Below are 18,481 nucleotides of genomic sequence, written 5' to 3'. Positions count from 1 at the left end.
TGGCGAGGCTGTTCGTGGCTGTGCGGCCCTGGGCGCGGCCGACCGTGGAAGGAAGGATTCCGGCTGGAGATTCAGCAGCAGAGAAGCACGAATACGCCGGGTCCGTCGGTGATTTACCCAACTTTGTCAAGCATTCACTGTTTCGAGCGCGCCTGCTTCGCGGCTCTGATCGAGCCGGTGTGCGACTCTGCACAGCGCGCGCCCCTTTCGCTGAATCGTGCGCCGTGCACGCTGGGAGTGCGCCGTGCGCTCGCCTCACGCGCCGCCGCCCTGCACGCGCCGGGCGGGCAGGGCGGTCGGAGCGTTCCGGAGAGGTCGGCAGAATTGCCTCACGGGCATCAATCTGGCATAGGTGCCAGGCGAGTTGAGGCAAATTCAGCCCGCTCGCCGGGCCATCATTGTTCCCCCCGCGGCCGGGGGTCGATCGGCGCGAGGACCCCGAGCCGGTCCTCGACCGCCTGGGCCGCCTCCAGGCACAGGTCCTCCCGGAACGCCCGTCCGACGAGCTGCACCCCGGTCGGCAGGCCGTCGGCCAGGCCGGTGGGCACCGCCACCGCGGGCAGCCCCGCGAAGCTGGTCGCCTCGCACAGCCGCATCGCCGTGCGGACCAGCTCCCGCCCCGCCGCGTCCCGGGACTCGACGCCCGGTTCGACCGGTGGTTCGGTGAACACCGGTCCGAGCAACAGCGGGTACTCGTCAAGGAATTCGGCCCAGGAGCGGCGGATGCCCAGCCAACTCCCCATCAGCGTCATGAGTTCGGCGGCCGTCGCGGGCGGGGTCCGGGCCATCGTCAGCTCGATGAAGCGGTCGCCGCCCGGGCCGAGCAGGGTGCGTACGGAGGGCCACATCGGCGCGAACTCGGTCATGACGATCCGGTCGTACACGTCCAGGGTCTCGTCGATCCGTGGGACGTCCGCCACCTCGCGCACGTCGTACCCGGCGTCCCGCAGCGCCGCCGCCGCGCGTTCGATCGCGGCCCGGACCGTCGGGTGGACGCCGTGCCCGCCCGGGTCCGCCACGACCGCGACCTTCACCGGCCCGGGCAGCGGCTCGCCGTAGCGCGGCAGGGGCAGGGCCCGCGGATCGCGCGGATCGGGGCCGGCCAGCACCTCGTAGGCGAGCCGCAGGTCGGCGACGCTCCGGGCGAGCGGGCCGTCGGTGACCAGCCACTGCGAGGCCGGGCCCGGGTCCTGCGGCCCGAACGCGCGGTGGTCGGCGGGGAAGCGGCCGGTGGACGGCTTCAGCCCGGCGACCCCGCAGAACGCGGCCGGGACGCGGATGGAGCCGCCGGAGTCGTTGCCGAGCCCGAGTGCGGCCAGGCCGGTCGCGACGGCCACGCCGTCGCCGCCGCTGGACCCGCCCGGGGTGCGGCCGCGGTCCCACGGGTTGGCGGTGTCCCCGTACAGCTCGCTGCGGGTGTGCATCCCGGCCAGGATCATGGTGGGCATGTTGCTGTGCCCGATCGGTACGGCCCCGGCCGCGCGGAGCCGGGCGACCGGGGGAGCGTCGGCCCGCGCCACCAGGTCGCGGAAGCGCGGCACCCCGAAGGTGGTCGCCACCCCCTCGACGGCGGTGGTCTCCTTCACCGTGAACGGCACGCCCGCCAGCGGGCCGGGCTCCTCGCCCGCGGCCCGCGCCCGGTCGAGCCGCCGCGCCTGCGCGCGGGCGCGCTCCGCCAGGACCTGGGTGACGGCGTTGACCTGCGGGTTCACCGCACCGATCCGCTCCAGGTGGCTGTCGAGCAGCTCGACGGCCGAGACCTCTCCGCTGCGTACCGCCGCCGCCTGCGCGGTGGCCGTCAGGCGCCACAGGGCGTCCGGCATGATGTGCTCCCCTCTTCGTACCGATGCACTCGTATCGGTACCGTAGCCTGGGAACCGATACGAGCGCATCGAATAAACCGGAGGCGGGGCCCGTGCCCAGACAGGTGGACCACGAGAGCCGGCGCCGGCGGATCGCCGAGGCCGTCTGCCGGCTCGCCGACGAGCGCGGCCTGGAGGGGGTGACCCTGCGCGACGTGGCCGACCGCGCGCAGGTCTCGGCCGGCGCCGTCCAGCGCTGCTTCCGGACCAAGGACGAGATGCTGCGCTTCGCCCTCGGCTACGTCGGCGAGCGGATCACCGCCCGGGTCCGGACGCCCCCCGCCGCCGACCCGGCGCCCACGGCCGCCGCCGCCCTGGCGCACGCGGCCACCGAGGTGGCGCTGCTCGGCGAGGGGCAGCGCTCCGAGGCGCGGGTCTGGCTGGCCTTCGTCGCCCAGGCCGCCGTCGACGAACGGCTGGCCGGGCCGCTGAACGCCGACTACGCCGCCCTGGAAGGCCTGTTCACCCGGCTGATCGCCGAGGCGTCGCCGACCGCCGGCCCGGACGCCGTCCGGGAGGCCAGGACACTGCTCGCCCTGGCCGACGGGCTCACCACGCACGTCCTCGTCGGCCGCCTCACCGCCCCCGAGGCCCGGGCGATCCTGCACGCCCACCTGGCTGGTCCAGGGCGGGTCTGACCGTTCCCGCCGGCCGGCCGTCGGATCAGAGGCGCTGCAGCCGTGACACCGCCTCCTCCAGCACGGAGTCCTTCTTGCAGAAGGTGAAGCGGACGAGGCTGCGGCCGGCCTCGGCGTTGTCGTAGAAGACGGCGTTGGGGATGGCGACGACGCCGCAGCGCTCGGGCAGGGAGCGGCAGAACTCGATGCCGTCCTTCTCGCCGAGCGGGGTGATGTCGGTGGTGATGAAGTACGTGCCCTCGGGGGTGAACGCCCGGAAGCCGGCCGAGGTGAGGCCGTCGGCCAGCAGGTCCCGCTTGCGGAGCAGGTCGGCGCGGAAGCCGTCGAAGTAGTCGTCGGGGAGGCGGAGGGCCTCGGCGACGGCGTACTGGAAGGGGCCGGCGCTGACGTAGGTGAGGTACTGCTTGGCGGTGCGGACGGCCGAGACCAGGGCCGGGCTCGCGGTGACCCAGCCGACCTTCCAGCCGGTGAAGGAGAAGGTCTTGCCGGCGGAGGAAATGGCGACGGTGCGTTCGCGCATGCCGGGCAGGGCGGCGATGGGGTGGTGGGTGGCGCCGAAGACGAGGTGCTCGTAGACCTCGTCGGTGACGACCAGGAGGTCGTGTTCGACGGCGATGGCGGCGATGGCGGCCAGCTCGTCGGCGGTGAGGACGGTGCCGGTGGGGTTGTGCGGGGTGTTGATCAGCAGCAGCCGGGTGCGCGGGGTGATCAGGGTGCGCAGCTCGTCCAGGTCCGGGCGGAACGAGGGCGCGCGCAGGGTGAGCGGGACGCGGGTGGCGCCGGCCATGGCGATGCAGGCGGCGTAGGAGTCGTAGAAGGGTTCGAGGGCGATCACCTCGTCGCCGGGCTCCAGCAGGGCGAGCAGGGTGGCGGCGATGGCCTCGGTGGCGCCGGCGGTGACCAGCACCTCGGTGTCCGGGTCGTACGTGAGGCCGTGGAAGCGCTGCTGGTGCTCGGCGATGGCCTGCCGCAGCTCCGGGATGCCGAGGCCGGGTGGGTACTGGTTGCCGTGGCCCTCGCGCAGGGCCCGTACGGCCGCCTCGCGGATCTCCTCGGGCCCGTCGGTGTCGGGGAACCCCTGGCCGAGGTTGATCGAACCGGTGGCCGTGGCCAGGGCGGACATCTCGGCGAAGATCGTCGTGCCCATCCCGGCCAGTCGGCGGTTCAGCAGCGGCCTGGTTCCCATGCGAAGGCTCCTCACGGCTCGTAGTCAGGGCCATCCTCTGATGACTGGCGAGTGATGGACAAGCATCTGCAACCCGCCTGAAGCAGTAGTCCAGTTGGTGTCGCAGCCGGACCGACGGCGGTCCGGGCAGATGGGATCACCGCCGCCAAGGTCGAACGGCTGGTTGGGGGAGAGGCGTGTGAACCAGTGCACGACCACGACGAAGGCAGGAACTCGCTGCCGCAACGAGCTGATGCCCTGGTACGGCATTGGCGAGCACCCAGGGGTGTGCGCACGGCACGCCACCGCCGAGTGGACCGCCGCATCGACCGCGGCGCTTGATGTGCCCCTTGACGTTGCGAGTGCGGATCCCGCCGCCCCGTTTCCAGACGTGTCCATCACGCCCCAGTGCCTTATCTGCCCCGTCTCGGTTGGCTGGGTTGCCAAGATCCGCGGCACGAACGAGTGGTACGTGTACGCGCGTACGTTTCTCAGCCGAAGCGGCCAGCCGTATGGCTGGCCGCTTCGGCCTCTACGGGTGTCGCGAGATCGGCCCGTACGGGAAGTTCTCGTGCTTCTTCGTGGTCAAGGGGCTGTTCCGCCGCCGAGTGGAGCTGGTGGCACCGGAGACAGCCGCGCGTATGGCCCGCCGGTTGGGCCCACGGAGCGCCGACTCCCAGCCGACCCGGGCGGGCTCGGCGGTATCAGTGTGACCAGTAGGAGTCGTCGACCGTCGCGCACTCCGCCTTGACGGACTCCGGTGGCCCCTGCGCGAATCCGCCTGAGCCGTCGGGCTCGGTGGAGTCGGCGACATCGACCACGGAGACATGCAGCTCGGCACAGCCGTCCGCGCCCATCAGGAACTGGAGGTGCTGCTGCGAATCCTTCACCTCCAGCAGCCGCTGCTCACGTCGAACCGCGTACCCCTTCGCGGTCCAGAGCTTCTGTACCTCGTCGAGCCGCTCATTCTGCTTCCCCGGCCCGATCCGGACCCGGCCCCATTGCTCGGCCAGCAGTTCCGCGCGGCCGGTCTTCTTGCATCCCTGGGTACCGCAGAACCCAGTGGTGTCGGCCAGGCTGTAGTACCTCGCTTCGGTCCACTGGAGCCCCGGGTGGAAGGCCCCCGCGACGTCGGCGAGCTCGGCCTCGATCCGGTGCTGCGCCTGCTCGACCGGCACGGTGGGTTCCTCGGGCTCCGGCCAGGCGTACCAGCCGACCAGGAGCGCCAGCAGTACCCCTGGCACGGTCATGCGCCATACCGTGGCCCTCACCTCGGATCCTCCCGGGTGATCGTGTTCCCGTGGCCGCTCACGATCTTCCCGATGTTGGGGAGCGAGTCGCCGCCCTTGTCGTGCTTCCCGAAGTAGTTGTCGTGGGAGTCGGTCACGGTCCCGTCCGCCACTGAGAAGCGCTGCGCGCCGAAGCTCTGGCTTGCCGGGTCCGTGCCGTGCCACAACCCGTCGGGATTCGTGATCGCCTCGTACGCAGCCCAACCGGGAACGAACATCCCGGGGGCCGGTGCGGCCGCGACGGGATCGTACTTGGCCGTGCCGACGTACACGTGATCCGCGCCGACCCCGAGCTGTGACGCCTTGTCCACCCCGACACCCGGGCTGCCGACCAGGACGATGTCGTCGACGGGCAGGCCACCGGGCTGCTGGGTCGCTTTCCCGACCACCAGGGAGCCGTAGCTGTGCCCCTGCGCGGTCATGTGCGCCGGCACCCCCTCGTGAGTGGCCCGGAGTCCGGTCAGGAACTTCTGGTACGCGGCCCCGCCCTCCTCCGCCCGGTCCTGCATGAGCACCGAGGAGCCGGAGCCCTCCAGCTGCGGGGCGTCGTACCCCAGCCAGAACACGGACGCGACGCTCGGGGGCACGTCACCGTTGGCCGTCGCAGCGGTCGTGGCTGACTGGTAGACGCGCTTCGCCGTGGAGGCGTCGCCCGCTCCGACGCCTGCCAGAGTGCTGTTCAGCCCGGGCACCAACGACGAGACGTTCTTGGCCTTGTCCGGGTCGCCCCAGGACAGGATCGCGCGGCCCTGCCCCTGATCGCCGATGCCCAGCAACAGCAGCGGCGGGTCGGAGTTCGGCCCGCCACCATCGTCGAATTTGCCGTCGAGCCGCTTCTGAATGTTCTGGAAGCCGGCGAGCTTCTCCTTGAGGGCGTCGCGCTTGCGCTTCCACTCCGTGTAGTCGGGGTTCTCCACGGGCCCGCCGTTGGTCTCGGCGACGCTCAGCATCTTCTTCGGCTCGGGGCCGAGGTCGGCGAGTTGGCGCTGGCGGTCCTGGATCAGGTTCTTCAGGTTGGTCCGGTTGGCCTGGTCGCGGGCGACGGCGGGGATGCCGTCGAGGTTGCCGATCTGGTCCGGGTGGTTGAGGATCATCCGCTGCTGCTGGTCGTCGGTCAGGCCGTTCCACCAGGCCTTGACGCTGTTCGGGTCGGTGCCTGCGGCGGGGATCTGCTGGAGCGCGTTCGCGGCGTCCAGGTCGGTCTTCGCGGTGGCGGAGTCGAGGCCGGTGCCGCTGCTCGCGTTGGTGGCGAGGTGGGCGAGCCGGGCGCTGATGGTCTGGTCCGTGTGGTCGGCCTCGTTGAGCGCGGCGGTGATCCGGGCCTGGATCTGCTTGGCCTGGTTCTCGGCGTCGGTGCCGGCGAAGTTCGCGGAGTTCGGGTCCTTGTCCCAGGTGATCCCGCCGTCGGCGGCGACGGTCAGTTTGTGGGTCTTGGCGTCGTCGAGGGCGCTGATCAGGTGTGCCTGGGCGGCGGCGAAGCCGTCGTAGGCGTCCTGCAGGGCCCTGCTGACGAGGCCGATCTCCTGCTGGGCGGCCTGGAGCTCGTTCTCCAGGAGCTGGATCCGGGCCTGGGCGTGGCCGGCGGCGGTGCCCGTCCACTGGGAGCGGTTCAGCCGGTCGACGACCTCGCTCTGCCAGTTGTCCTTGTGCTGGCCGAAGGCGGTGGCCAGGGTGTCGAAGGCGTTCTTCGCGGTGGTGATGCCGATGACGTCGGCGTCGTGAAGGGTCTTGATGTCCATTGGGCTACTCGGCCGCCTTCGCGCTGGCGGGCTTCACGGGGCCCGGCACGACGGTCGTGCCGAAGGGGTCCGGCTCGTCCGGGATCGGTGCGGCCGGGTTCCTCATGCTCGTGTGGACGTCCTTCTCGACCTGGCGGTAGTAGGCGGCCGATGCGGCGAGCTTGGTACCGACGTCGCCCATGTCGCCGCCGAGTTTGTCCAGCAGCGTCTTCCAGTTCGTGCCGCAGTTCGTGATGGCGGCGGCGGAGAGGAAGCCCTGCAGGCCGGAGGCGGCCTGGCTGCACGGATCGGTGATCTTCGCGGTCTCGCCCGGTATGAGACCGCCTATGTGCTGGGCGCTCTGTCCGCAGCCGTCCAGCTCGGCCGGATTGACCTTGAACTCCAAGGCCAGATCAGGATCCGCCATGTGTTCCCCCCTGTAGCCGGCTCACGGGCGCTGCCCGTCGCCCGCATTCCCCCCCAGAAATGATTACTGTCGGATAGTAATCGGTTGCTCCTGGCTGCGATCGGCGGACCCGGGCGCTGGCATGCACTTTCCGAGACCCAGCGGGTGGACCTTGTTCAGGACGCGGACATCCTGGAGCAGACCGACACCAGCGCCGATCCAAGTGAGGGTTGACTGAGGAACATGGGCGGCGGATCCGGGGGACTCTCTTGGCGGCGTCCTCGAACCCTGTGGTTCAGCAGATGCCGCTCTCGGCCTTCAACCAAGGCATGGGAGCGTTCGCAGGCTGACCTGGCATCTCGGCAGGGCCACCGCATTCGTCCTCAGGTCGCCAGCGAATAGGCAGCCGAGCAGGGCTTGACCCAGCCGACCTTCCAGCCGGTGAAGGAGAAGGTCTTGCCGGCGGAGGAGATGGCGACGGTGCGTTCGCGCATGCCGGGCAGAGCGGCGATGGGGTGGTGGCCAGCGCCGACATCTCGGCGAAGATGGTCGTGCCCATACCCGCCAGCCTGCGGTTCAGCAGTGGCCTGTTACCTATCGGTGGCTCCTCACGCGTCGTCGTCGGCCCCATCCTGGGACAGCCGGGGGCCGGGGACAAGGACGGCCCGACCACCTGGGGCCAAGTGGTCGGGCCGTGCTCGCGTGCAGGGAAGGGGTCAGGCCTCGTTGGTGCCCTCGGGGGTCCCCCCCTCGCCGTCCTCGCCCTCGATGTCGTTCTGCAGGCCGAGGCGCTCGACGATCCACTGCTCGAAGCCGACGGAGGCCTGGGTCCAGTTGGCGGTGGTGGTGACGAAGTAGTCCAGGTTGACGCCGGTGCCGACGATCATCTGGGCCTCGCCGATCAGGCGGACCACGCCGTCCTCGTGGGTGTGGGTGTAGACCTTGGGCCAGAGGGTCTCGCGGTTCCACTCGTCGATGAGGTCGAGGATCTCGCCCTTCTTCTCCAGCGGGTACGCGCGGTCGTAGAACGCGCGCACCGCGAAGAGCTCCTTCTGCTCGCCGCGGAACATGTAGTAGACGCGGAAGCCCTCCCAGGGGGCGGTGAGGTCGCCCTCTTCGTCCACGACGTGCTTGAGCTGCATCTGGTCCAGCAGCTGGGTGACCAGGCCCTGGTCCGGGACGATGATCGGCGGCGGGCCGGCCGGCCGCCCCTGGCCGCCGGGCTGACCGCCCTGGGGGGCGCCGAACGACGGGATGGACGACGGGTCGATGCTCATGGGGGTCCTCTTCCTCAGTGCACGTGGTGGCCGGCAATGAGAGGCCGCCCTTTCCACCTCCCATCCTGCCTCATTCGGGGCTCGCCTCACAGGGGCACCCGGGCACGCGTCGATCTTCGATCGGGGCGTTCCGACGCCTGGTGGACGGGGCTTTGGTGACGGAGAGTGTCCGGTCGGGTGGCGTCCGGGCGAGGGTGTCGGTCGGCCCGTCCGCCGGCGCATCGCGCCTCAACTGTGCGGTGCCACACAGAGGTTGTCCGGGCCGCCCGCTCGACTGTGCGGGCGGCCCGGACCTGCGGCGCTACTTCTCCAGCGGGCCGCGACTGCGGATGGTGAGTCGGTCGCCTTCCTCGTCCCGATCGACCAGGACGGTGTCCCCGTCGTGCACCTGGCCGGACAGGATCGCCCGGGCCAGCTGGTCGCCGATCGCGGACTGGATGAGCCGGCGCAGCGGTCGGGCGCCGTACGCCGGGTCGTAGCCGGTGAGGGCCAGCCAGTCGCGGGCGGCCTCGGAGACGTCCAGGGTGAGCCGCCGCTCGCGCAGCCGCTCGCCGAGGCGGGCCACCTGGAGGTCGACGATCCGGCTCAGTTCGGCGGTGCCCAGCGGGTCGAAGACCACGATGTCGTCCAGCCGGTTGAGGAACTCGGGCTTGAACGTCGCCCGGACGGAGTCCAGCACCAGGGCCTTCTTGCGGTCCTCCGGGGTGGCCGGGTCCACCAGGAACTGACTGCCCAGGTTGGAGGTCAGGATCAGGATCGCGTTGCGGAAGTCCACCGTGCGGCCCTGGCCGTCGGTGAGCCGGCCGTCGTCCAGCACCTGGAGCAGGACGTCGAAGACCTCGGGGTGGGCCTTCTCCACCTCGTCCAGCAGCACCACGCTGTACGGGCGGCGGCGGACCGCCTCGGTGAGCTGGCCGCCCTCCTCGTAGCCGACGTACCCGGGCGGGGCGCCGACCAGGCGGGAGACCGAGTGCTTCTCGCCGTACTCGCTCATGTCGATCCGGACCATGGCCCGCTCGTCGTCGAACAGGAAGTCGGCCAGGGCCTTGGCGAGTTCGGTCTTGCCGACGCCGGTGGGGCCGAGGAAGAGGAACGAGCCGGTCGGGCGGTCCGGGTCGGCGATGCCGGAACGGGTACGGCGCACCGCGTCCGAGACCGCCTGCACGGCCTCCGCCTGGCCGATCAGGCGCCGGCCCAACTCCTCCTCCATGCGCAGGAGTTTGGCGCTCTCGCCCTCCAGCAGGCGGCCGGCCGGGATGCCCGTCCAGGAGGCGACCACGTCGGCCACGTCGTCCGGGCCGACCTCCTCCTTCACCATCGAGGCGGAGGCGTCCTGGTCCGCGGCGCGCTCCTGGGCGTCGGTGAGCTCCTTCTCGGCGGCCGGGATCTCCGCGTACATCAGCTTCGACGCCCGCTCGAAGTCCCCGTCGCGCTGGGCCCGTTCGAGCGCGCCGTGCAGGTCGTCCAGCCGCTCCTTGAGCTCGCCGACCCGGTTGAGGCTCTTCTTCTCCTGTTCCCAGCGCGCGTTCAGGGCGCTCAACTGCTCGTTCCGGTCGGCGAGATCGCGCCGCAGCCGGGCCAGCCGGTCGATCGAGGCGGCGTCCGACTCCTTCTCCAGGGCCAGCTCCTCCATCCGCAACCGGTCGACGGAGCGCTGGAGTTCGTCGATCTCGACCGGGGAGGAGTCGATCTCCATCCGCAGCCGGGAGGCCGCCTCGTCGACCAGGTCGATCGCCTTGTCCGGCAGGAAGCGGGAGGTGATGTAGCGGTTGGACAGGGTGGCCGCGGCGACCAGTGCGGCGTCCGCGATCTGCACCTTGTGGTGCGCCTCGTACCGGCCCTTGAGGCCGCGCAGGATCGCGATCGAGTCCTCCACGCTGGGCTCGCCGACCAGCACCTGCTGGAAGCGGCGCTCCAGGGCGGGGTCCTTCTCGATCCGCTCGCGGTACTCGTCCAGCGTGGTGGCGCCGACCATCCGCAGCTCGCCGCGGGCCAGCATCGGCTTGAGCATGTTGCCGGCGTCCATCGCGGAGTCGCCGCCGGCGCCCGCGCCGACCATGGTGTGCAGCTCGTCGATGAAGGTGACGACCTGGCCGTCGCTCTGCTTGATGTCGTTCAGGACGGCCTTCAGCCGCTCCTCGAACTCGCCGCGGTACTTGGCGCCGGCCACCATCGCGCTGAGGTCCAGCGCGACCAGCCGCTTGCCGCGCAGCGACTCCGGCACGTCGCCGGCGACGATGCGCTGGGCGAGGCCCTCGACCACGGCGGTCTTGCCGACGCCCGGCTCGCCGATCAGCACCGGGTTGTTCTTGGTCCGGCGGGAGAGCACCTGGACCACCCGGCGGATCTCCTGGTCCCGGCCGATCACCGGGTCGAGCTTGCCGTCCCGGGCGGCCTGGGTCAGGTCGGTGCCGTACTTCTCCAGCGCCTTGTAGGTGCCCTCCGGGTCCGGCGAGGTGACCCGGCCGCTGCCGCGCACGTCCTTGAACGCGGCGAGCAGCGCCTTGGCCGTCGCGCCCTGCTGCACCAGCAGCTCGGCGACCGGCCCGCCCTCGGCGGCCAGGCCGACCAGCAGGTGCTCGGTGGAAACGTACTGGTCGTCCAGGTCGTCGGCCCGCTTGCCGGCCTCGGTGAGCACCGCGAGGGTGTCCCGGGCGAGCTGCGGCGCGGCGACGGTCGAGCCCATCGCCGTGGGCAGGGCGGCCAGCTGTCGGCGCGCCTCGGCGTCGATCCGGGTGACGTTCGCCCCGACGGCCTCCAGCAGCGGCCGGGCGATGCCCTCGGGCTGCTCCAGCAGGGCGATCAGGATGTGCACCGGTTTGACGTCCGGGTTTCCGTCCGCGCCCGCCTGCCGGATCGCGGCGGACAGGGCGTCCTGCGTCTTGGTGGTGAACTTGCTGGCGTCCACTGCTGGGGGATCCTCCCTCGTCGTCCTTCAGTACTGCTACCTACAGCATGCACTAAGTTGAGTCTATTCCGCTCAAGTTTTCACCTCGCGTTCTCAGGACCGCTTCGACCGGGGCGTCCGGGGCGTCCGGCGGGTCAGCACCAGCAGCTCCCGGGCCGGCCCGCTCGGCCGCTGCCCGGGCGGCCACACCGCGCGCAGCGGCCGCCGCAGGTCCAGCCCCTCCGCCAGCGGCACCGCCACCAGCCGCCGGGTGGCCAGCTCCTCCACCACCGCCAGTTCGCTCAGGCAGACCGGCCCGGCCCCGGTCATCGCCGCCGCCTTCAACGCGGTGGTCGAGGCCAGCTCCAGCCGGGGCCGCACCGCGCCCCCGTACGGCGCCAGTGCCATCTCCAGCACCTCCCGGGTGCCGGAGCCCGACTCGCGCAGCACCAGCGGGGTGGCGGCCAGCTCGGGCCCGGTCAGCGGCGTCCGGCGGCGCGCCCACGGGTGGCCGGGCGCCACCACGACCACCAGCCGGTCCGCCGCCACCACCGCGCCGGCCAGCCCGGGCGGGGTGGACGGGCCCTCGACGAAGCCGAGCTCGGCGTCCCCGGCCAGCACGTGCCCGGCGACCTCCGCCGAGTTCGCCGTCCGCAGCGTCACCGACGTCCCCGGACTGACCTCGGCCAGCGCCAGCAGCCAGCCCGGCATCAGGTACTCGGCGACGGTCAGGCTGGCCACCACCCGCAGCTTGGCGTCCCGCCGCTCGCGCAGCGCGTCGATCCCGGCGTCCAGCGACTGGGCCGCCTCCACCACCTGCCGGGCCCACTCGACCACCAGCTGGCCCGCCTCGGTCGGCTTGCTGCCCCGCGGGGAGCGCTCCAGCAGCGGGACGCCGACCTGCCGCTCCATGCCCTTGATCCGGGCGCTGGCGGTCGGCTGGCTGACGCCCAGCTCGGCCGCCGCCCGTCCGACGCTGCCCAGCCGGGCCACCGCGAGCAGCAGCTCCAGGGCGCCGAGCTCGGGGACACGGGGGGAGAGGGCCATAGGTTCAGGCTATGTCCTCATAGAGCCCGCGGCGCTACCGGAGCCCCGCCCGGATCGGCACGGTGGAACCATGTCCACCTTGGCCGATGCCCGCCCGCTCGCCCGCCCCGCGCTGAACTCCCGCCTCGCCCGCCTCGACCTCGCCCAGCTCGGCCCCAACTGGTACGCCGCCGTCATGGGCACCGCGATCCTGGGCAACGGCGCCGCCGTCCTGCCGGTCCGGCTGCCCGGGCTCACCGGCTTCGGCGAGGTGATGTGGGCGCTCGGACTCGCCGCCCTGCTGGTGCTGGGCGCGGCCCGGCTGGTCCACCTCACCCGGCACCGCGAGGCCGCCCGCACCCAACTGCTGGACAACCCGGCCACCGCCGTCTTCTACGGCTGCCCGCCGATGGCCCTGCTCTCGGTCGGCCTCGGCACCCTGCTGCTCGGCTCCCGGGTGATCGGCACCGGCCCCGCGGTGGCCGTCGACGCCGTGCTGTGGGGCGTCGGCACCCTGTACGCGCTGGCCGTCGCCGGCGGCATCCCGTACCTGATGATCACCCGGCACCCGATCTCCGCCCTGGAGGCCAACCCGACCTGGCTGCTGCCGGTGGTCGCCCCGCTGGTCGCCTCCGCCACCGGCCCGGCGCTCATCCCGCACCTGCCGGCCGGGCCGGCGCAGCAGGCGATGCTGTACGGCTGCTGGGCCCTCTTCGGGGTCGGCCTGCTGGCCACCCTGGTGCTGCTGCCGGTGGTCTTCACCGGGCTGTTCCACAGCAAGCTGCCCACCCTGGTGCTCACCCCCTCGCTGTTCCTGGTGCTCGGCCCGCTCGGCCAGTCCGTCACCGCCGTCCACCAACTCGCCGATGCCGCCCGGCCGGTGCTGCCCACCCTGGCGCCCGCCATGCTCCCCTTCGCCGAGCTGTACGGCGTCGCGGTGATCGGCGTCGCGATGCTCTGGCTGGCCGTCGCGCTCACCGCCAACCTGCGTGCCCGCCGGGCCGGGATGCCGTTCGCGATGACCTGGTGGGCGTACACCTTCCCGATCGGCACCTGCGTCACCGGCGCCTCCGCGCTCGCCCGGCACACCGGGTTCGGCGGCTTCACCGCGCTCGCCGCCGGGCTCTACCTGCTGCTGGCCGTCGCCTGGGTGTTCGCCGCCGGCGGGACGGCCGCCGGGCTCGCCCGCGGGCGGCTGCTGGCGCGCTGAGCACGCCGCCGTTGCAGGAACCCGCCCCGCAACCTGACCGTACGCAGCCAACCGACCGTACGGGCGGGCTCCGCCCACCCACCCCGCTGGCCTCGGCCTTTACCGGAACCCGGCCCACCGCTCGGCCCGCCCCGCCCAGCCCCCCGTGCAGATAGCTGCAATTGCGCGAACATGCACTCGGGCGCCACTTGTTCACCGGCCGTCACGCTGTGAGGGTGGGAGTCACGCCAGGCCGTCCGGGCACCGCAGCCCGATGGTGGCGACTTGCTCTTCGGAACTGACTGCAGGTGCAACGACCCGTACCTGTGGAACGGGGGGGAAGAGCGCCGGCCGGGGCGCCATGTGTGGTGATGGCCCCCGGAACCGGAGCCGTCGAGGCGTTGCTGCTCCGCCTCGACGGAAGGCGCCAGGCCATGGCGTGGCGACGGCGGCCCCCGGACGCCCCGGAGTGCGACGGCACCCGGCCCCCGGGGGCCTGCCGTCCGGCCGGTACCGTGACCGCCGAGCCCCGCGCCGGACGGCGCGAAGGCGGCACCAGGGGAGAAGAGTCCGGCAGGGAGTGTGCGACGTGACGGCGGAACCGGCGGTCGCGCCGCGGCACGGACAGCCCCCGGGCGAGGAGCCCGACGAGGCCGCCCGGCAGCTGTACCTGGCGACCCTCGCCCAGGGCGGCCGCATCCCGTTCACCGACACCCAGGACGCCGACCAGACCGCGCTCCAGCAGCTCATCGACCTCGGCCTGCTCATCGCCAACCCGATGGACCACTGCTACACCGCCATCAGCCCACGCTCCGTCAGCGACCGCCTGGGCGCCGAACTCCGCAGCGAGGCGACCAGGCTGCTGGTCCGCGCGGAGAACCTCCCGGGCGCCCTCGACGGCCTCACCCGCGCCTACGACGCGATGCCCCGGCCCTCCGGCCGGGCCGGCGGCGCCGTCCACGTCGAGGGCCACGTCCACATCCGCCAGCGGATCTCCCAGCTCGTCTCCGACTGCCGCTCCGAAGTCCTCGCCGCCCAACCCGGCCACCGCCCCGCCGACACCCTGCAGGTCGCCCTCCTCCAGGACGTCCAACTCCTCCAGCGCGGCTGCTCCCTGCGCACCATCTACCAGCCCGTCGCCCTCGCCGACCCGCCCGCCCGCGCCTACGCCGAGGAGGTCACCCGGCACGGCTCCCTCATCCGCGTCCTCGACGAACCGTTCCAACGGCTGCTCGTCTTCGACCGCACCGTCGCCGTGATCTCCGCCAACGACGACAACAGCACCGCCGCCTTCATCACCGACCCGGCCGCCATCACCTTCCTGGTCGGCGCCTTCGAACGTGACTGGGCCCGCGCCGACACCGCCGAGACCGCCGCCACCCTCGGCCCCACCCGCACCATCCCCGACCGGGTCGGCCGGCTGCTCGCCCGCGGCCTCACCCAGCGCGCCGTCGCCACCCGCCTCGGCCTCAGCGAACGCACCGTCGCCGCCCACGTCTCCCGCCTGCGCGACCGCCACGGCGCCCAGACCCTCTTCCAACTCGGCTGGCTGATGAGAGGCGCCCGCGATGACCGATGAACCCGGCCCCGCCGAGCGGCCCGCCGTCGCGACCCGCCTCGGCCTCAGCGAACCTACGGTCGCCGGCCACATCGCCCGGCTCCGCCACCACTACGGCGCCCACACCCTCTTCCCCCTCGGTCGGCAGATGAGGGGAGACCGCGATGCCTGAAGCCGTACTCGACCCTCCCGACGACGCCGCCCGCGACCTCTACCGGGCGATCCTGGGTGAGGGCGGCCGGATCCGGGTGGGCGAGATCCGCCCCGAGGACGAGGCGGCGGTGAAGCAGCTCACCGACCTCGGCCTGCTCGTCCTGCGGGCCGCGGACGGCGTCTACTCGGCGATGAACCCACGAGCCGTCAGTGAGCGGATCGGTACCGAACTCCGGGAGGAGGGCGCCCGGCTGATCACCCGGGCGGCGCTCCTGCCGAGGATGCTGGACGACCTGACCCAGGCCTACGACGCGGTGCCGCGCCGCTACCCCGAGCGTTCGCCCGGAGTGGAGTACGTCGCCGGAATGCTGCAGATCCGTCACCGGATCGCCCAGGTGCAGAACGACCACCCGAGCGAGGCCCTCGCCATGCAGCCCGGGGGTGCTCGTCCTTCCGCGCTCATGGACGACGGGCTGGAGCAGAGCCGACGCCACCTCGCACGAGGCGGCACGCTGCGGACGATCTACGAGGTGTCAGCCCGGCTCGATCCGGCGACGGTCGCCTTCGCGGCCAGGTCGACCGAGCTCGGCGCCGCGATCCGGGTCCTGCCCGTCTCGTTCACCCGGCTGATGATCTTCGGCCGGGCCGTCGCCGTGATCCCCGCCGCCTCGGACCACGGCAGCGCGGCCTTCGTCGAGGATCCGGCCGTGGTCGACTTCCTGGTGCGGGACTTCGAGCTGCACTGGCGGCAGGCCGAGGGCGTGAACTGGGCCGCGCTCGCCGTCGGCGGGGCGGAGCCCACCATCCACGAGCAGGTCGGCCGCCTGCTCGCGCAGGGGCTCACGCAGCGGGCGATCGCCAGCCGTCTCGGGCTGAGCGAGCGTACGGTGGCCGGTCACATCGCCCGGCTGCGTGAGCTGTACGACGCGGAGACGCTGTTCCAACTGGGCTGGCAGATGCGGGGATCCCGGACGGGGGACGGAGAGTCCGGTGGGTGAGCGTCGCTCAGCCGGTGGCGGCGCTGGTCGGCCAGTAGCCGGCCCGGCCGGCGACGGGGGGCTGCTGCCGGGGGACGTTGAACTGCTCACCGGGGGCGGTCCAGAAGCCCTCGCGCAGGGACAGCGCCATGCCGGCCCAGTCGAGCGCGGTCTCCACGGTGTGGTTGAGGGCCTCCTGCGACCAGGTGTCGTCGAAGACCAGCGGCAGGACGGGGGCGACCTGCTCGATGGTGGCGATCAGCGGGTTGTGCGTGATGGCCTCGTCGACGAGGAGGACGATCGGCTTCCGCAGCGCCGACGCCCACCCCAGCTCCAGGCTCACCCCGGCCGACAGCGGCGCCCCGACGTAGGCGAACACGAGGTCCGCGGACTGCAGGGCCCGGAAGTCGGACGGGACCCGGGGCTCCGGCGCCTGACCGGCGACGGTCCAGGCATCACTGTGGTGCGCGCTGTACACGGCGGCACCGCTGCGGAGCAGCGTGGTGCGAAGCGTCGTCAGCCGCGTCCGGCTGGCGAGCGTCACCACGCTGTCCGCGGGCCCGGTCAACCGCATCAGCGGCGCGGCCAGAAACACACGTGCACGCCGGCCCTCGGGGGCCTGGCTGTCGTGGTGACGCAGGTAGGGCTCAGTCATGTCGACTCCGGGGGAGGGGCGCCGAGTTGTGTCAATTCCCGGCATTTGGCGACGTTTTGAACGATTTGTGGTGGAATTAACGCCGACTACTTTTGTCGCGGCCATGATGCATTGCTGCTCTGCTTTGTCTTCGTGATCGAGCTGGTGGCGTCAGCGTGCCATTGATCGTCCCTAGTGGGCGGCTCGGGAGTCCACCGCCGCACGGTGTCATCTCTCTGCATGGCAGAGAGATGACGCACTCATGGGTCAGGGCCTTGGTGACACGAGCCGCTTGTCTGCGGCATTATGTGGTCGATTGTTCGACGTGCCGGAGCGTGCGAGCTTGGAAGGTACTGAGAAGGAGTCTCGGATGTCTCGTATACGCAGGTTTGCCGCGGCTGTCATCGTTTCGGTTGCAGTTGCCTTCGTCGCCGGTGTTTCCGGTGGAACACCTGGGGACGACACCTACTGGTCGTTCGTCCGGGCCGACCAGGGCGCCGGGAGTGCTTCGACGCACATCGTCGCCGCCATGCAGACCGAGTCCGACACGGCCTGGACCTAAGCCTGTTGAGCGGGGGTGGTGTCGACGGCCAGTGCGGGCCGCGTCAGCCGAACGAGTCCTTCTCCGCGTCCGACATCGCCGAACGCGCCAGCACGTACCCCAGCTGGAAGAGCGATTCGACCTGGTAGTCCTCGCGCATCTCGGCGAGGTGCCGGGCCAGGGTCCGTTCGCTGATCCCCAGTCTGCGGGCGATGACGCGGTGGTTCACGCCGTCGAGGAGCAGGTCGATGATCGCCTGGCGAAGGCTTGAGACGACCTCCTGCGGAACGGCACGCGAGCCGTCGAAGTCCAGGCTCCGGCTCCAGTTGCGCTCGAAGACCTCGTCGGCGAGGTAGCTGACGATGGCCCGGTCGTGGATGAAAGCGGCCACGTTGAGGTCCTCGATCACCGGTATGACGGCCGACCGGCGATCGATCACGAACAGCCGGGTGTAGGGCTCGTCCAGGGTGCGCACCTGGGCGCCCGCCGAGGTGACGGTGGCGACGTACTCGCGCGTGGGCGCGTGGTAGCGGGTGCTGGGGTGGTAGATCGTCCGCAGTGAGGCGCCCCGGCGGAGCGTGTCCAGGTCGCGGCCTATGACCGTGGTCAACGCCTCGGGTGGCCGCGGGCCACCGGGCTGCGCCGCGAGTATCTCCTCGGAGGCGCTGGTCACCAGCTGGTGCAGCCGCTGGTTGATAAGAACCTTCCCCCGAATGTATTCGATGGTTCCACCGGCCTGCTCCGGTCGGTGATAAGTGTCGGCGAGTTCTTGCAGATCACCGGGGAGTGCAGCTGCGCGCGTCAGCAGATTGAGCGCCTTTCGCTGCCAGGCGGCGCTTAGCCCCTTGGAGAGTTGTGCCGGGTCGACCGCGATGAGCACGCCGGGAGCGTCGATGTCCGCGACGAGCAGCCCGATGTCGAGTAGCTCCGCGAGACGGTCCTTGTCGTCGCTGCTGACATCCGCGGTGACAACTCTTCCCCCGGTGAGCACGGTGTTTCGGTACAGAGCCCGGGCCTCGGAGGAAAGTACGCCCAATCCGCCCGTGGTCACCCCGGGATCCTCGGTCCCACTCATCGGTGGCTCCTCGTCACTGACTGGACTGCTCTGCAGCTTAGGTGTGCGGCGCTCGATGAGGATCTTAGGCACCAAATCCACTCCCG

Annotated in this window: 15 protein-coding genes; 5 read left to right on the top strand and 10 right to left on the bottom strand. The window is 71.6% G+C overall.

The features are described 5' to 3' along the window. Nucleotides 1–395: 395 nt before the first annotated feature. Complete coding sequence (locus ACIOJE_RS11685) at nt 396–1,823, bottom strand: amidase (protein ID WP_400775356.1); 1,428 nt, start codon at nt 1,821–1,823, stop codon at nt 396–398. Nucleotides 1,824–1,915: 92 nt separating this feature from the next. Here ACIOJE_RS11685 and ACIOJE_RS11680 point away from each other — a divergent pair, with 92 nt between their 5' ends. After that, the gene (locus ACIOJE_RS11680; RefSeq protein ID WP_400775354.1) at nt 1,916–2,500 is read left to right on the top strand and encodes a TetR/AcrR family transcriptional regulator; all 585 of its coding nucleotides are present in this window, start codon (nt 1,916–1,918) and stop codon (nt 2,498–2,500) included. A 25-nt stretch (nt 2,501–2,525) separates the two neighbouring features. Here ACIOJE_RS11680 and ACIOJE_RS11675 read toward each other — a convergent pair whose 3' ends face one another. From ACIOJE_RS11675 to ACIOJE_RS11645, 7 genes are all read right to left on the bottom strand, one after another. Beyond that, nucleotides 2,526–3,686, bottom strand: coding sequence for a pyridoxal phosphate-dependent aminotransferase (locus ACIOJE_RS11675; RefSeq protein ID WP_400775352.1), 1,161 nt, complete (start codon nt 3,684–3,686; stop codon nt 2,526–2,528). Between the two features lie 683 nt (nt 3,687–4,369). Further along, nucleotides 4,370–4,915, bottom strand: a complete 546-nt coding sequence (locus ACIOJE_RS11670; protein WP_280673771.1) for a hypothetical protein — start codon at nt 4,913–4,915, stop codon at nt 4,370–4,372. A 17-nt stretch (nt 4,916–4,932) separates the two neighbouring features. Beyond that, nucleotides 4,933–6,693 (bottom strand): alpha/beta hydrolase, encoded by a 1,761-nt coding sequence (locus tag ACIOJE_RS11665; protein ID WP_400775349.1) that lies wholly within the window; start codon nt 6,691–6,693, stop codon nt 4,933–4,935. Nucleotides 6,694–6,697: 4 nt separating this feature from the next. Further along, nucleotides 6,698–7,099 (bottom strand): hypothetical protein, encoded by a 402-nt coding sequence (locus tag ACIOJE_RS11660; protein ID WP_280673769.1) that lies wholly within the window; start codon nt 7,097–7,099, stop codon nt 6,698–6,700. A gap of 695 nt (nt 7,100–7,794) precedes the next feature. After that, the gene (locus ACIOJE_RS11655) at nt 7,795–8,355 is read right to left on the bottom strand and encodes a YbjN domain-containing protein (RefSeq protein WP_280673768.1); all 561 of its coding nucleotides are present in this window, start codon (nt 8,353–8,355) and stop codon (nt 7,795–7,797) included. A 301-nt stretch (nt 8,356–8,656) separates the two neighbouring features. Next, entirely contained in the window at nt 8,657–11,263 is a 2,607-nt protein-coding gene (clpB, locus tag ACIOJE_RS11650; RefSeq protein WP_400775347.1) for an ATP-dependent chaperone ClpB, read from the bottom strand. 93 nt (nt 11,264–11,356) lie between these two features. After that, the gene (locus ACIOJE_RS11645) at nt 11,357–12,289 is read right to left on the bottom strand and encodes a LysR family transcriptional regulator (protein ID WP_400775344.1); all 933 of its coding nucleotides are present in this window, start codon (nt 12,287–12,289) and stop codon (nt 11,357–11,359) included. Nucleotides 12,290–12,359: 70 nt separating this feature from the next. Between ACIOJE_RS11645 and ACIOJE_RS11640 the strand changes: the two genes are divergently transcribed. From ACIOJE_RS11640 to ACIOJE_RS11630, 3 genes are all read left to right on the top strand, one after another. Then, nucleotides 12,360–13,478 (top strand): TDT family transporter, encoded by a 1,119-nt coding sequence (locus ACIOJE_RS11640; protein WP_280673765.1) that lies wholly within the window; start codon nt 12,360–12,362, stop codon nt 13,476–13,478. A gap of 568 nt (nt 13,479–14,046) precedes the next feature. Then, on the top strand, nt 14,047–15,036 hold the full coding sequence (locus ACIOJE_RS11635) for a LuxR C-terminal-related transcriptional regulator (protein ID WP_280673764.1): 990 nt from the start codon (nt 14,047–14,049) through the stop codon (nt 15,034–15,036). Nucleotides 15,037–15,179: 143 nt separating this feature from the next. Continuing rightward, a complete protein-coding gene (locus ACIOJE_RS11630) occupies nt 15,180–16,166 on the top strand; it encodes a LuxR C-terminal-related transcriptional regulator (RefSeq protein ID WP_400775343.1) in 987 nt (328 codons plus the stop codon). Between the two features lie 7 nt (nt 16,167–16,173). Here the strand turns inward: ACIOJE_RS11630 and ACIOJE_RS11625 are convergent, their stop codons facing one another. Continuing rightward, nucleotides 16,174–16,800 (bottom strand): hypothetical protein, encoded by a 627-nt coding sequence (locus ACIOJE_RS11625; RefSeq protein ID WP_280673761.1) that lies wholly within the window; start codon nt 16,798–16,800, stop codon nt 16,174–16,176. 349 nt (nt 16,801–17,149) lie between these two features. Here ACIOJE_RS11625 and ACIOJE_RS11620 point away from each other — a divergent pair, with 349 nt between their 5' ends. Further along, nucleotides 17,150–17,341: a hypothetical protein gene (locus ACIOJE_RS11620; protein WP_280673760.1), complete on the top strand. Its 192-nt coding sequence runs from the start codon at nt 17,150–17,152 to the stop codon at nt 17,339–17,341. 43 nt (nt 17,342–17,384) lie between these two features. Here the strand turns inward: ACIOJE_RS11620 and ACIOJE_RS11615 are convergent, their stop codons facing one another. After that, nucleotides 17,385–18,467: a helix-turn-helix domain-containing protein gene (locus ACIOJE_RS11615; RefSeq protein ID WP_400775342.1), complete on the bottom strand. Its 1,083-nt coding sequence runs from the start codon at nt 18,465–18,467 to the stop codon at nt 17,385–17,387. Between the last annotated feature and the right edge of the window lie 14 nt (nt 18,468–18,481).

Source organism: Kitasatospora sp. NPDC087861 (assembly GCF_044742585.1).
In the GTDB taxonomy this organism is placed as follows: Bacteria; Actinomycetota; Actinomycetes; order Streptomycetales; family Streptomycetaceae; genus Kitasatospora.
This window is presented reverse-complemented; position numbering and strand designations above follow the sequence as displayed.